This is a genomic window from Nodosilinea nodulosa PCC 7104 (assembly GCF_000309385.1).
Classification (GTDB): domain Bacteria; phylum Cyanobacteriota; class Cyanobacteriia; order Phormidesmidales; family Phormidesmidaceae; genus Nodosilinea; species Nodosilinea nodulosa.
On the sequence record NZ_JH976537.1, the window covers coordinates 82,128 to 96,342 of the forward strand.

Genomic DNA, 14,215 nt, shown 5'->3' on the forward strand with positions numbered 1-14,215 from the left:
GGCATGATGAACGACAACTTCAACGCCATCAACCAGCGAATCACCGGCACACTATAGAATCCCCGGTCGAGATAGAGCCGTTCCACCTTAACGGCTAAGGGGTTCATCGCGTCAAGTAGGCGAGTGATAATCGCCACAGCCGTCTCGCCCCGCCGCACCGCATGAATAGCCAGCGTCACCCGCCGATGGGCACGAATTACGTACACCGTGGCGTAGGCAAAAAAGGATGTGGTGCCTGCTTTGGCTTGAGAGCGATAGATATAGGGGGCTTCTGCCTCACTCGGCTGACCGTAATAGGGCAAGAGATGCAGGTCGATGGCTAAGCGATGGCGATGATTGACGATGCCCGAGGGGAGATGGCTTTGCAGGGCCGCATTCACCTGTTGCTCGACTGTCGTCCTATCCTCAAATTTGTCCAAGTGGTAGCGGAGATCATTGACCGTGGGCACTCCAGTGAGCTGTTGGGCCGCATGCTCAACGCTGTCGTGATGGCTCGCCGCCCACAGCAACACCTCGTAGAGGGTCTCCGGCTGGCACTCCCCTTGCATGGGCACCGGCAGATGAGCTTTCAAGCACTCTAGGGCAGCACTCAAGGTCACCTCGTCCGTCAACGCTGGCGTAGGGGATACTGAAGGGGGGCAGGTTGTCATGGCTTTTCGTCCAATTCTTCTTGCCTGACCCTACCCCTTTTCTACAGATTCAGCCCCTGCCTCGATTCTTTGTGATCTACTGAGGATACGATAGAGGCACTCACTTCGCTCAATCATGTGCATTTAATCCGACTTGATATAAGACACCTCATAGCGAGTGTTGGGTGTCTTGCCAACGACAACCAGATCGCCCCCAGAGGTTTTGAAATGCTGGGGACGGGCTTCATCAAGGGCGTGAGAGCCATCGGATTTGGTGCGACAGGAGGGCCGAAGTTGAGTGGATAGGTTAGCGGGGTCGATGACCTCATTGCCGACCTGGATGGTGTCCATCGGGTAATTGACGGTGGCGCTAACTACTAAAAGGCCGCATGGGTTAGCCGTCAGGTTGCGACGGGGCGGGGCATCAAGGCCCACTCGAATTTGACTATTCGGCGGCAGCCTATAAACCGATATGCCGCCGTCGCCATCCAGTCCAGTAACCCAAACAGGGCCTCCGTCGTGTTCCACTCCTTAAAGAAGGCTCGGAAAGACTCTTTGGCGGCATACATCAACGCCAGTTTGGGCGACACCGCTTTCACCGCTGCCAGCGTCTCACGTTGGTTTTTCTGTTAGACGCTCTTCGGGTTTCAGCAAGGCAGACTTACTGTTTTTGAGGGCCGCTTTGGCGGCTTCGGGAGAAACGCCTTCCGGCACGTCATTGGGCGCTCGCCGAAACGCATTGCGCGCCTGATTCAGTTCGTCATTGACTAACTTCGTCATATGAAAGCGGTCTGCCACAACCTCGGCCTGGGGCATCAGCCGATGCACTAACCCCCGGTAATTCCCGGATAGGTCGATGCTGACTTCTTCAATAGCCGACAACACGGCGGGTCCCCAATCGAGCAGCACCGTCTCAATGGCGGCATGAGTCCGGGCTGGAGCCATGCCAATCAGCCGATGGGTGTCGAGGTCACTCAAAACGACAACAAAGTCTTTGTGCCCTTTGCGTAGGGCGATTTCATCGAGACCTAACCGACGCAGCCCGCTCACGTCGATGGCGACTTTTTTGCGCTCATATACTCCACCATCGACCAGACGATGTCTTCACTCAACCCTTGATGGCGGGCGACGTTGGCGCTATCACTGTGGACCACCTGCTGCACCACCCGTTCGGCGTAACGGTCGGTATAGCTGCGCCGAGCTCCCATAAACTCGAAGTCCTCGCTGAAGGGTTTGCCGCACACCGCGCACTTGAACTGGCGACGGTTGACCCGTAACCAGGTCTGGCCATAGTGACTGATGGGCAGGTCTCGCACGAGATGCCAGTGACTCTAGTGAAGATGGTGACTGACGCTACCACAACGAGGATAGACAGCTGACGCCGCATGGACGTCCATATCGAGAATCAAGCCGTCCTCATTGGCTTCATAAGACTCGACATTCACACCCGGTAAACCCAGTAGTTCCGTGAGTAGAGGCACCATAACAACTCGGTATAGTATCGACTACATCAGCATACTCATTCCCGTAGAGCCAGTAGATGGTCTAGCTGTATCATCCCAACTTGAGAACGCTTTTTTGAGCACCGCCCAACAGCTCTAAGATAAGTTGTCGTGAGCTGAGAGCAGTGGAACCACAATCCACCCTCTACCTGGGAATGTTTTTGGATAGGCCATCGTTGTTATGCCCCTGCTCGAGGCGATCGTGCATGAGCCGTACGGTATGCCAAGGATTGGGGTAAAGGCCGACGGCCGCCAGTCAACCAGCCCAAAACATAGCTCCATTTAAAGCGTCGTGCCCTCAACCTGTTCTCTTATGAACCTTTTGCCAAGTTTGGCAAGAAGGCGAAACGACTCAAACTAGGCTAGGATTATGCTCGTTTCACCAGAATCGTAGCCAGGATAGGGTTAGCATGCGTTAACTATGCCCTATAGAAGAGTTGACTGTTTCTTTAGAAGCAGTGTATAAATATCCTCATATTTTGTATGAGGATCAAAATTTACGCCTTTTGCCTTTGCGCTCAACTCAGTTGTCCGATATATGAGACTGGTTGAAGTACTGGCATAACACCTATTAACCACTTCAATCAAAATCCATACTTCCAAGGTTAAGCTTTTGCTGAACTGTTGGGAAAATACTTGCAGATGCAATGGGTGAATCTGCTTTTTATTCCGATGGGTTCATGGTGAAAGATTTGCCAGGGTAAGCGCAAGAAAACTATCGATACATTGTGCTAGGTTGCGAGCCCTGCAGCAAGGACAGTGAGCATGTAGTCAGGACTCATTGAGGCTCGCTTTGCCTTCTGCTTAAGACTTCGTTTTTTGAGGTTTCTTGGTTCAGCACACTGATGGCCAAGCGCCTCAGGAGCGCCATATTCTCGCCACCGTGGCCCCGCCTGATGCGAGACTTATCCTCGCCCCAGGTGACATCGAGCACCCAATGGAGTTGATTTTCGATACCCCAATGGGTGCGAATCGCCCGGCCAGCCATGGCGGCATCACAGGGCAATGACGTGAGATAAACCATCGTCTCTCGGGTGATCTTGTTCCAGAGATGTCGGACTCGCTTCACGAAGACGATGGTTTTGAGGCCCACCCATTGCTCGATTTGGTGTAGGTCTCCCATGGCGGCGATGGGTACAGCCCACACCTGCCGATGCTCCCGCCGATGATGGCCCGACTCCACCCGAGCGTCATAACTGTGCTCTAGAGCGGTAAAGTTACCGGCTTCAGCCTGCTCAAACCAGGCCGTGACCTCGGCCCACAGGGTGGGGTGATTGGCCTTGAGACAGAGGACATAGTCGGCCCCGTGCCCAACGATCTCACGAGCAATTTCCTTCTGGGTGCCCATGGCATCGAGGGTGATGATGCAGCCGCTGATATCGAGAAGTTTCAGCAACGCAGGAATGGCGGTGATCTCGTTGCTCTTGGAGGCAACTTTGACTTGCCCTAACAACAGCCGATGCTCGCTGGCCCAGGCGCTGACGACGTGGAGCGCAGACTGCTTGGCGTTGCGGTCATAGGAGCCTTTAATCGTCTTGCCATCGATGGGAATCACTTGGGCTCCACTGCTCTCAACGATCTGCTTCACCCAGCCCAGAAAGCAACGCTCTAGGGCTTCAGGGGCCATCCGCTCGAACAAACGACGATAGGTGTCGGCATGGGGCACGCCGTTCGGTATCGAGAACAGGGTACTCAGCCACGCCTCGTGACTCTCGGCATAGGTTTCGATGTCCTCCCACCCCGTCGCGCCGCCGATGACGGCCAGAATCGCGATCATCACAATGCTCAAGAACGGGTGCTCTACCCCTTGACTGCCACGCGGGTCTTCTAGTTCAGCAAAGTGTGATTCCCACTGCTGCTGAATGGAGTTAGCATCGGTAGCCGCGCTCAAGGGTGGCTTGGTCTGACCGGCTTTAGCCGTCTCTTCATTGGGAGCAAAGCCTTGGCTCATGGGGACTCGCTAAGGGTCGCAGTGATAGCATGCCCCTAGCATGTCACAGACCTATTTTTCTTGCGCTTACCCTGAAAGATTTGCAACTTCTTTCTAGAGATAACCGATGAGATCTATAGGCAAGGGTTAAGCATCGTGAAATACATTGTTAGAAAGCTGACAGTCTTTTCTGCGTTGATTACAACCAGTTTTTTCGGGATTGACCTAGGATCGATGACTACTGCTCAGGCCCAGGGATTAAAGCGTTTTTCCGCAGTCATTGCTCAATCTTCTAACCCTGTCACCTATATGACGGTAATCGACAGAAACACTGTCGTGATTCAAATTTCAGAGGGAGGAGAATTTTTCTTTCACGGTTATCTAGAGCGCACCTCGGGCAGCACATTTACTGGAGAAGACGATCAGGTTCGCGTGATCTACGACGAGAATACTAAGCAAATTGTCGTCATCAACCGAGTGACGGGCGATGAATTTTATAACTACTATTTCTCCAACGTGGATGAAGGAGCCCTTTGAAGACATAAACTCTAACCATTAATTGATCAGGCTAAACCCTGGTTTGTGATTTACAACGGCGAAAAACTGTCAACTTACTGCATTACTGCAACGGAGAAATTAGTTCATGGGAAGTTTTGCTCGGGCTACTGCTTACAACATGCTGGCCGCTGCCGCAATCACTACATCTCTCATCCTGGCTAGCGCTGCACCGTCGCTAGCTCAGGCGCACACGGTCGTCCATTTTTCCCCCGGTAACGACAATGCCTATATGAGTTCCTCGATCGTAGGCGACCAGTACCACGACTACATTTTGGGTGCTCGGACGGGCCAGACGATGACGGTTTCGCTGATTACCGACGGAACCGCCTACTTCAACATTCTGGCACCGGGCAGCAGTCGGGCGCTCTACAACAGTTCAATGTCGGGCAATGACGGCACCGTTACGCTGCCCCGGAGCGGCGATTACACCGTTCGCGTCTATCTGATGGGAAACGATCGCGACAGCAATCGCACGGTGCCCTATGAGCTTTCCGTTGCCATTCTGTAATGGTGAGCGATGGTTGGCGCGGCTGAATGGTAGCAGGGGCAAACGGTTGTGCCTCTGCTACAGGTATTAACTGTTTGACGCATACCAGTGTTCGGCAACCCTCAATTTAATTCAGTCCGGCAAGGCAGATCTAACCCTGTCGTTCGGGACGACTGCAACGCTGACATCCTAGAGACTCTCCATTTTGAACTGCGCATATTGAACCCCGCGCAGCGGTACTAGTAATCCTGATAGGTAATCTGTATGAAATTGCATCGAGTAATTGTTGGGGTGGTGAGTTCGCTGATTATCGCAGCGACCAGCAATGCCCAGGCTCAAAATGCTGGCGATTCTGTGCCTGAGCTTAACGATTTGGTGAATGTGCGCGGGCGCGATGGAGAAGTTCAATTGCAGCAGCGGGGTTATATCTATCGCTGGGCCGAGAGTTCCGACGATGCGGTCTATAGCTACTGGACTCAGTCAAGCACAGGGCAGTGCATTACGGTGAGAACCGAGCAGGGGCGCTATGTTTCTCTGGCCTATACCGGAGGCTCGGCTGACTGCGATCGCGGCGACCCGCCCACCGTGAGCAATACCTCTCCTCCCGCCCTGCAAGACATGGTGGGAGCCCGAGCCGGTCAGGCCGAGGCTGAATTGCAGCGGCGGGGGTATAGCTATCGCCGCAACGAGCGCATATCTAATGCCGCCGTTGCCTCATTCTGGATCGAGGGCAACTCGGGGCAGTGTGTTGAAATTGTCACCTCAGATGGCCGCTACAAGGACATCTATTACGTAAATTGGCACCACTGCGAGAACTAGCTGGATTGGTACTCTTTGTTGCCATTCTCAGGCGCGTATGACCTTATCCAACAGAGCCAGTCTGCTGTACGGCTCGCCTTTAAACAAACCCCGCAACGCCGTATTTCTGGTAGCTGTTCTACTGGTGCTGATTATCATCAGCGCGTCATCGTTCATTCGAGAATTTTCGGCTGTAACCCAGGGTGGTTTTCAGGTCTTTTTGATCGCTCTGGCGGGGGCGGCTTTGCTGGCGATTGTGCCCCTGGCGATTGTGTGGTTTCTCGATCGCCGCGAGCCCGAGTCGAGATGGCTCTACGCGATCGCCCTGCTGTGGGGAGGGCTAATTGCCACCGGGGTGGCATTGCCGATCAACAACTACCTCCTTACCACCATCGCCGGTTTTATCGATCTGCATCCCGCCCTTCAGACCATTTTGGGCTCCGATGCTGAGAGGGTTTTGGGCGCTCCCCTGGCCGGGCCTCTGGTGGAAGAAACCACCAAAGGCCTGGGCGTGCTGCTGCTGTTTTGGCTGCTGCGGGCTGAGTTTGACAATGTTCGCGACGGCTTTATCTACGGCGCGCTGGTCGGCATCGGGTTTAACCTGTGCGAAGCGCCTCTGTACGTGCTACAAGGGTTTGTCGCCGACGGAGACGCGCCGCTATATCTTCAGCTCGGGGATCGCTTCTCTCTGTTTGGCCTGGCGGGGCATGCGCTCTACACCGGGCTCTTTGGCCTGGGGCTGGGGCTAGCTCGGCAGACCACCCGTCGCTGGCTGCGCTACGCGGCTCCTGTGGGGGGCTGGCTGCTGGGGTTTTCGGCGCATTTCCTCAACAATGGCATTGGTCTGATGGTGCTCTTGTTTGTTTTTCTCACCACTGGGCAGCCGGTAACCCAAGACTCAACGCCCGAAGTGGCCCCTCAGATGGTTGAACCCTTCTTCCACGTGTGGATCATCCATAGTGCCTTGAGATTAATTGGCTTTTTTCCATTTTTCCTCATTGTTGGAGTGATGCTGTGGCAGAGCGGCATCTGGGAGCGGCGGGTGATTCGCGAGGAGCTGGCCGATGAGAGCGAACCTGTGATTTTGCCAGAAGAGTATGAAGCGGTGAAGGGCGATCGCCTATTCAAAACGCGCTCCATTCCCCACCTCAACCGCCGCACATCTGCTGCGATCGTGCGGGCGCAGGATGAGCTGGCCATTCGTAAGTGGCGGGTCAAGCAGGCGGGACAATCGGTGGAAAGCGACCCCTTAGTGGCCTCCTGGCGAAGTGAGCTGGGGCGGCTGCGGGGTTAGTCGCTAATCGGATTGCAGACTACGACAGTGGATGATTGAGAGGAAGGACTGATACAGTGACTAATTTGATCGATCCGGTTGTCAAAGATTATCTGCTGCATAATTCTCGCTGGCGATCGGCTTTAGGTAAGAGAGTTTTGTTGAGCATTGTACTAGTTGTAGCGGTGCTGGCGTATTTAGATCTCTACAGAAGCGGAAGAATCTTTGCCGCCTGGATCTGGGTTCCCTATGCAATTGCAGGCTCTACGATCGGCTATTTTCTCATTGCCTTTCTCGACCGCGAGCGGCGCGTTCGCTTTTTTCACGTCCTCACCATTGCCAGTGTTTTCTTCCTCACTGCCCCTGCTGCTGCTGTCTTTAATGATGTTTCTCCTTTCCCCAAACAAACAGTTGGTTTTGTTGAGGAGGGACTAAAGATTTTACCTGTGCTCTTGTTGGCAATTTATATCCCGAATCTGATCCGAACTCGAAAAGACGGTATCGTCTACGGGGCGCTGGCAGGAATGGGCTTTAACATCATTGAGATGGGAATTTACATTGCCGATCTCATCCATAAATCACCGGTGCTGGATGTGTTGGCTGAACAATCGACGCGCCTCGGACTGTGGGGATTAAGCGAACACGTCGTCTGGTCGGCTTTTGTGGGCATGGGCATCGGGTTTGCGGCAGAGTCAACCCAGCGCGGGTGGCGGAAGTGGAAGCGCTTTGTGCTCTTTTTTTTGATTGCGGCTGTGATGCACAGCGCGTTTGATTCCGGTCTTTTGGCAGTTGGATTAATCGTTGTAGCGAAAATTCAGAGTGTCCTGCAAGGTGTTCCTCTAGACTTTAATCGCCCGAGTGCCGGTCAGGTGTTTACGCCACTGTTAGACGGTATGCGCTATGGGTCATACCTCTACAACCTTGTGTTAATTGTTATTCTAATTGTGCAAATTAGACGATCGTTTCGGCTAGAAAACAGGCTACAGGCAGCTGAACTATCCACAGAAGAACCGAGCGTGGTGACAGAGGAGGAATTAAAGAAGGTCATGGGCGAGGGATTGTTCTCAAAGCGGAAGTACAAGAACTTTCCAAGGGCGATCGGGGCGAAGATGGTGCTCTACCAAAATCTGTTAGCCATGCAAAAACATGCGGCGACTCAGTTTGGTCTGCCCGTTGATGAAGTGAAGCCGGTTGGTAGGTTACGGCAAGCCATTGAATCGCTCAGAATAAGCCATCAATAGGGCCGACCGGCGATAGTCTGCTGAAGGGAAGACGCCAACTCAGGATCGATTGTCCAGCAGGTTTTTCATGGTTATGGGTTTCTCTCGGCAATTCTATCGGTTGACCATGCGCTTTGGGGTAATCAGCCTGATGGCGCTGGCGCTGGTACTTGGCAGCGGGGCGATCGCCCTGGGCCAGCTGCCCTCGCTGCCGACCGCTACCTCCAGCGCGTTTAGTCCGCCCGACGGGGTCAGCCGCCACGGCGAATACGAAACCGCTTCCATCCGATCGCCCCTTGATCGGCGGGAGTTGTTTGAGGTCACGTCCCCGACGGTTTTGAATCGCGATCGCGTTCCCGAGGGGCTGCTGCCGGTTGAGGTGCGCGCCGAGGAGGTGAATGAGCGCCTGTGGCGGCTGTTTTATCGCGCTTATGCCAGTGAGCCATCGGCCCAGCCACCGGTCGTGACGATTGCCACCCTCAGCAACCAGCCGATCATTCAGGCGAGCGACGATCAGTCCTCTCGCCCCATCCGGCTGGTGACCGTGACCGAGCCCGATGCCGACTTCAACGGCAAAACCCTAGACGAACTCGCCCAGGAGTGGCAGACCATTCTTCAAGCTGAAATCGTCCGCTTTAGAGAGCTAGGCAGCCCAGAGGTGATTGCTCAGCGCATCGGGCGGGCGCTGCAAATTTTGCTGGGGCTGCTGCTGGCCAGCGCGGTGATCTGGTGGTTGCGCCGCCGGTTGACCCGCCGACAGCAAACCCTGGAGAACCGGTATCAGGAGCAGCTAGCGGCCATCGCCGTCGGCCCATCGCCGTCAGGCTCAGAGGACGGGGAGGCGATCGCTAGGTCTACGCTGCGATCGCAAATCCTTGCCAGGGTGCAGCACTCGCTCAGCGTGCAGCGGCAGTTAGAGATCGACAAGTTTCTAAAATGGCTGCTGTTCTGGATTTTTATTGTGATGTGGTACGTCGGCATTGCCCGCATCTTAGCCACAGTGCCCCTCTTGATGCGGTGGAGCCTTTACGCCTGGGCAACACCGTTAGTCTTTATGGCCCTCTGGTTTGGTATCAGTTTAGCCATTCGCGTCAGCAGCAGCCTGATCAATCGCCTGACCCATTCCTGGAAAACTAGCCCCTACCCGTTGTTAGGTGAATCCCAGCGGATTTCCCTGCGAGCCACCACCATCTCTAACGCCCTCAAGGGGTTGACAACCTCGGTGCTGGTGATTATCGGCATCATTTGGACCCTCAGCCTGTTTAACATTCCCACCGGCTCAATTTTGGCAGGGGGCGCGGTGATTGGTCTGGCCGTGTCCTTTGGCTCCCAGAGTTTGGTCAAAGACCTTGTCAACGGCTGCTTGATCTTGATTGAAGATCAGTTTGCCGTGGGCGATGTGGTGCAGATTGGCGATAGGAGTGGCCTGGTCGAAAACCTCAACCTGCGCGTGACGCAGCTGCGCAACAGCGAGGGGCAGCTGATCACGATTCCCAACAGCACCATCACTTATGTCAGCAACCTGACGCGCCTGTGGTCGCGGGTCGATTTTTCGGTTGTGGTGGCCTACGAGAACGATCCTAAACAGGTGCTCAGCGTTTTGCAGCAGGTGTGCAACCAGCTCTACCGGGAGCCGGAATGGCGCGATCGCTTGCCAGAACCACCTACAGTCCTTGGCATTGATGATCTGTCCCACACCGGCATGCTTGTCCGCGTTTGGCTCAAGACCGCACCTATGCAGCAGTGGATCGTTGGGCGCGAGTTCCGGCTACGGGTACGTCAGGCCTTTGAAACAAACAACATTCAGATCGGCAAGCCACAAACAATTAACTACAATACGGGCTTAGCGGATGTAACGCCCCACAACTAGTGGTCAGTCAATAAATAATTGACTGACCACTAGCAGCAGCAGGGCCGATTTAATCGCGTCTTGGCCGACAATGGCTGCCAGGGGAAAGGTGTCAGTGCGGGGGGCGGCAGCGGCCATGGCTACCCCTTGACCCCTTCCAGGTCGGCATCGGTGAGGTCGTAGAGCTGACGCAGCTGGTCAATCTGGTCGGCATCGGGTTGCCAAAAGCCGCGACCGTGGGCTTCTAGCATGCGCCCGACCAGGTTGCGAAAGGCTTCGGGGTTGGCCTGCCGCAGTTTTTCGGCCATGGCGGCATCGAGGGCGTAGGTGGCGGCGGCCTGGTCGTAGACCCAGGGGTCTTTGAAGTTGGCGGTTCCGGCCCAGCCCATCAGCGCCGTCATCCGTTGCGAAATTTCGTAGGCACCGCCAGAACCCTGGTTGGCCATGGCCTCGGCCCATTTGGGGTTCAGCAGCTTGGTGCGATACTCCATCCGCAGTAGGTCTTCCAGCTTGCGGGGGGTGGTGTCGTTGGAGAAACTTTCCACAAAGCTGGCGGTGACGGCCTTGCCCCGCTGCATTTCGGCGGCCCGCTTCAGGCCCCCAGTGTTGGCGTAGTACTCCTGAATATCGGTGAGGCCGTACTCCACCGAGTCGATCTGCTGCACCACCCGCTCAGTGCTTTTCAGCAGGGTGTGCAGAATCTCGGGGCGGGCCTGGCCCTTATCCTGGCGACCGTAGCTGAAGGTGTTGCGATCGCGCCAGGTATCCCCCAGCTCGTCCCCGATTCCCAGTTGGCATCGGTGACGCGATCGTTCACCAACGAGCCAAAATCCCCCGCCGGGTTAGAAAACAAGCGAGCGCTGGCATTCTCAACCCCCTGGGCTTGCAGGGCCAGGGCATGTTTGCGAATGAAATTCTGGTCTTCCGGCTCATCCGCTGCCGCCGCCCGCTGAAACAAGTCATCCAGCAGCTCAATGATATTGACAAAGCTGTCGCGAAAAATCCCCGATAAATTTCCCAGCACATCTACCCTGGGGTGCCCCAGCTCCGCCAGGGGCCGCAGTTCGTAGCGCACAATTCGCCCGGTGCCCTCCTTCACCGGCTCGGCCCCCACCAGTTCCAGCAAAATGCCGATCGACTCGCCCCGCGTCTTGATCGCATCCAGCCCCCACAGCATCACGGCAACGGTTTCAGGGTAGGTGCCCGTTTCCTGCTGGTGCTGGGCCAGAATTTTTTGGGCAATTTCCCGACCGCGCAGGTAGGCTGCCGGGGAGGGCATGCGGTAGGGGTCGAGGGCGTGGATGTTGCGCCCCGTGGGCAGCACCCCAGGGCCATCCCGCAGCAGGTCGCCGCCGGGGGCCGGGGGAATATATTCGCCGTTGAGCCCCCGCAGCAGGTTGGTCAGTTCGTCGGTGGTTTGGGCCAGCAGGGTGCAGATATCGAGAGCGGCTTGGAGTTTGGCGTCGAGCTGGGGCCAGGTGTCGGGGGGAATTTTGGATTTTAGAATTTGGATTTTGGATTCTAGCTCCTGGAGGCTAGATTCTGCGGTCAATTGGCTCATGTCCTGGAGGAGATCTGGGGGCAAATCATCGCCGAAGTAGGCGGAGAGGTAGCTATGCAATTCCTCAGCGGTGGGGGGCTGGCCCAGGACGTGGAGGCCGCTAGAGAAGAGGCGGGTTTCGAGTACTTGCAGGTAGTCGTAGAGGGTGACCAGGTAGCGGTTGAAGACGGCGGCGCTGAAGAGATCCACGGTCTCTGGGGTGAACTCGATGCCGAGTTTTTTGGCCTCTGGGAAGGGGCAGTCGGCGTCGAGGCCCGTGTCAAACAGCTTTTTCAGAATGGCCTCTTTGAGGGCGGCGTTTTTGGCGGGGTCTTCGCGGTATTCGGCGATCAGCTCCCGCAGGGCCAGCAGTTCTTTGTAAAGGCCAGCCCGACCGTAGGGCGGCACATTGTGGGAAATCAGCACGCCGTAGCCCCGCCGTTTGGCCAGCATCGACTCGGAGGGGTTGTTGGCGGCGTAGATATAGAGGTGGGGCAGGTCGCCCAGTAAAATGTCGGGCCAGGAGTAGCCGGTGTTGCCCAGGGGCGAACCCGGTAGCCATTCCACCGTGCCGTGCATGCCAAAGTGCACCACCGCATCGGCCTGAAATGCGTTTTGCAGCCACTTATAAAAGGCGGCGTACTGGGGGTGGGGGGTGAGGTCACGCTCAAACATCAGCCGCATGGGGTCGCCCGCTATCCCCAGGGGTGGCTGTACGCCGATCCACACATTGCCCAGCTGCACGCCCCCCAGCAGACACTGCCCGTCGAAGGTTTTGAGGTTGGCCTTTTCGAGATCGCCCCACTGGCGAGTCATGCGATCGCGCTGCCGATAGGACAGCCATTTCTCTAGTTGTCTTAGGGAAACCGTAGTGGGCTGCGGGGCTGCTAGATCCCTGGGTGCTTGGGAAAACCTAGGGTTCTGAAAACCCGGAATCGCCTCATCCGCTGCCTTGACCTGCTCAATCAGCGCTTCTCCCTCCTCCGGCAAGTCCCCCACGGTATAGCCCTGGGATTTGAGCGCCTGCAACAGGCTCAGCAGCGATTTCGGCACGTTCAGCAGCGCCGCCGTACCCGTGGCCCCATAGCCGGGGGGAAAGCCGTAGAGAATGATGGCGATCTTGCGCTCTGCCGGGGGCTTCTGCCGCAGGGCAATCCATCGTTTGAGGCGACCCGTGAGGCGCTGCACCCGTTCGGGAATCAGATAGATGTGGTCGCCCACCAGCCCGCCCAGGGGCACCGGGTCGATCGCCCCATCCAGCTCCGGTAGGGCGTAGAGCACTACGCTCTGCAAACCGCCAATCCCTTGGCGCGTCCAGGAATGGATGTCTTGAATCAGCAGCGGGGCCGCAACGATATAGGGCACATTCTTGGCGCTGAGGATGCGCTTGGCCACCTCCACCTGCCGCCCCGCTTCCATGGATCCCGCTGGCCCACCTACCAGGGGAAAGCCAATCGTTGAAACAATGGCATCCACCTCTGCCGCCTCGGGCGAGAGGGAGAGGGTGTCGCGCTGGCCCCGCTGTCGCTGAGCGGTTTCGTAGGCCGTGGTGAGCAGGTCGCGCACGGCCACATGACCCTCCACCCCGTTGATAAAAATAGGCAGCGGCACCAGCTCGGCCTGCTCAAACTGGCGAATCAGCTGGGGAATGTAGGGCTGCTGGGTAATCACATGCTTGCGGTAGAGCAGCAGCCCCACCACGGGCCGGCCCTCGGCCTTCGGATGGGTTTGACGATACCAGTCGAGGTACTGCCGGGGCGACTCAAAGTAGCCGGGGTAGTCGGGGTGCAGCAGGCCCAGGTTCGGCGTTTCCTGCGGCGGTGGAATGTCGCCCACCGTCAGGCCCAGGTAGGTTTCAGCCAAAAACCAGAACAGCGCCGCCACATTGCCGTTGCCGCCCGCGTTCCAGTAGCCGTAGATGATCAGCCAGTGGCGCAGATCCTGCACCTTTTGGACCGGCACAAACTTGAGCAGCTTGGGGCCGGTCTTGAGAAAGCTCAGGTAGCCCGCTAGCTTGTCTTCTTCACGCCCGCTGCTGAACTTGCTGAGAATAAATTTGATCGGCTTGGGCATACCCTTGGGCTGGTCGCCAATCACAAATTTTCCCAACCGGGTCAGGCTCATCAGCTCCAGGGCCGACTCAAACACCAGGCGAATGGGGATAGTTTGCATACGCTCCCGCAGCCACATCACCTGGTCGTAGTCAAAGATCAGGCTGCAAAAGACAGCATCGGCCCCTTGCAGAGCGGCTTCTACCTCATTGGCGTGGGGGGTGAGGTCGCGATCGCTAAATACCTGAATATCCAGCTCTGGGCAGCGAGCCTGGGCCAGCTGGGCGGCCTGCCGGTAGAGGTCGGCGTTGAAGGACTCAAACCCAGCAATCAAGACAATGCGTTGCATACCCTGCCCCTGACTAGACCGCCATGGCT

At 56.5% G+C, this 14,215-nt stretch carries 11 protein-coding genes and 2 pseudogenes; 6 read left to right on the plus strand and 7 right to left on the minus strand.

Annotated elements, in window-relative coordinates; translation table 11 throughout:
- The 5 genes and pseudogenes from LEPTO7104_RS41065 to LEPTO7104_RS32095 all read right to left on the minus strand — a co-directional run.
- Positions 1–650, minus strand: a pseudogene (locus LEPTO7104_RS41065) (ISH3 family transposase); the annotation flags it as partial.
- Positions 651–773: 123 nt separating this feature from the next.
- Positions 774–1,157 carry a hypothetical protein gene (locus tag LEPTO7104_RS41445; RefSeq protein WP_225886898.1) on the minus strand — a complete coding sequence of 128 codons (384 nt, stop codon included), beginning with the start codon at positions 1,155–1,157 and terminating at the stop codon, positions 774–776.
- Between the two features lie 84 nt (positions 1,158–1,241).
- Entirely contained in the window at positions 1,242–1,679 is a 438-nt protein-coding gene (locus LEPTO7104_RS36505; protein WP_051158458.1) for a transposase, read from the minus strand.
- The gene (locus LEPTO7104_RS36510) at positions 1,676–1,945 is read right to left on the minus strand and encodes a helix-turn-helix domain-containing protein (RefSeq protein WP_051158459.1); all 270 of its coding nucleotides are present in this window, start codon (positions 1,943–1,945) and stop codon (positions 1,676–1,678) included. Before LEPTO7104_RS36510 ends, LEPTO7104_RS36505 begins: the two co-directional genes overlap by 4 nt.
- A gap of 917 nt (positions 1,946–2,862) precedes the next feature.
- Positions 2,863–4,082 (minus strand): annotated as a pseudogene (locus tag LEPTO7104_RS32095) (ISAs1 family transposase).
- 135 nt (positions 4,083–4,217) lie between these two features.
- On the opposite strand from LEPTO7104_RS32095, the gene LEPTO7104_RS0100340 reads away from it, so the two are divergent.
- The 6 genes from LEPTO7104_RS0100340 to LEPTO7104_RS32110 all read left to right on the plus strand — a co-directional run bounded on the left by LEPTO7104_RS0100340 (position 4,218) and on the right by LEPTO7104_RS32110 (position 10,267).
- Entirely contained in the window at positions 4,218–4,598 is a 381-nt protein-coding gene (locus LEPTO7104_RS0100340) for a hypothetical protein (RefSeq protein WP_225886899.1), read from the plus strand.
- A gap of 106 nt (positions 4,599–4,704) precedes the next feature.
- A complete protein-coding gene (locus LEPTO7104_RS0100345; RefSeq protein ID WP_026072240.1) occupies positions 4,705–5,127 on the plus strand; it encodes a hypothetical protein in 423 nt (140 codons plus the stop codon).
- 243 nt (positions 5,128–5,370) lie between these two features.
- Entirely contained in the window at positions 5,371–5,925 is a 555-nt protein-coding gene (locus LEPTO7104_RS36515; RefSeq protein ID WP_017296549.1) for a hypothetical protein, read from the plus strand.
- Positions 5,926–5,962: 37 nt separating this feature from the next.
- Positions 5,963–7,198, plus strand: coding sequence for a PrsW family intramembrane metalloprotease (locus LEPTO7104_RS0100360; RefSeq protein WP_017296550.1), 1,236 nt, complete (start codon positions 5,963–5,965; stop codon positions 7,196–7,198).
- 56 nt (positions 7,199–7,254) lie between these two features.
- Entirely contained in the window at positions 7,255–8,418 is a 1,164-nt protein-coding gene (locus LEPTO7104_RS0100365; protein WP_155523462.1) for a PrsW family intramembrane metalloprotease, read from the plus strand.
- A 73-nt stretch (positions 8,419–8,491) separates the two neighbouring features.
- Positions 8,492–10,267, plus strand: a complete 1,776-nt coding sequence (locus LEPTO7104_RS32110) for a mechanosensitive ion channel family protein (protein ID WP_225886900.1) — start codon at positions 8,492–8,494, stop codon at positions 10,265–10,267.
- A 119-nt stretch (positions 10,268–10,386) separates the two neighbouring features.
- Here LEPTO7104_RS32110 and LEPTO7104_RS43140 read toward each other — a convergent pair whose 3' ends face one another.
- Together LEPTO7104_RS43140 and bchH are read right to left on the minus strand one after the other, a co-directional pair.
- Positions 10,387–11,037: a cobaltochelatase subunit CobN gene (locus tag LEPTO7104_RS43140; RefSeq protein ID WP_340627237.1), complete on the minus strand. Its 651-nt coding sequence runs from the start codon at positions 11,035–11,037 to the stop codon at positions 10,387–10,389.
- Entirely contained in the window at positions 10,929–14,186 is a 3,258-nt protein-coding gene (bchH, locus tag LEPTO7104_RS32115) for a magnesium chelatase subunit H (RefSeq protein WP_264307579.1), read from the minus strand. Before bchH ends, LEPTO7104_RS43140 begins: the two co-directional genes overlap by 109 nt.
- Between the last annotated feature and the right edge of the window lie 29 nt (positions 14,187–14,215).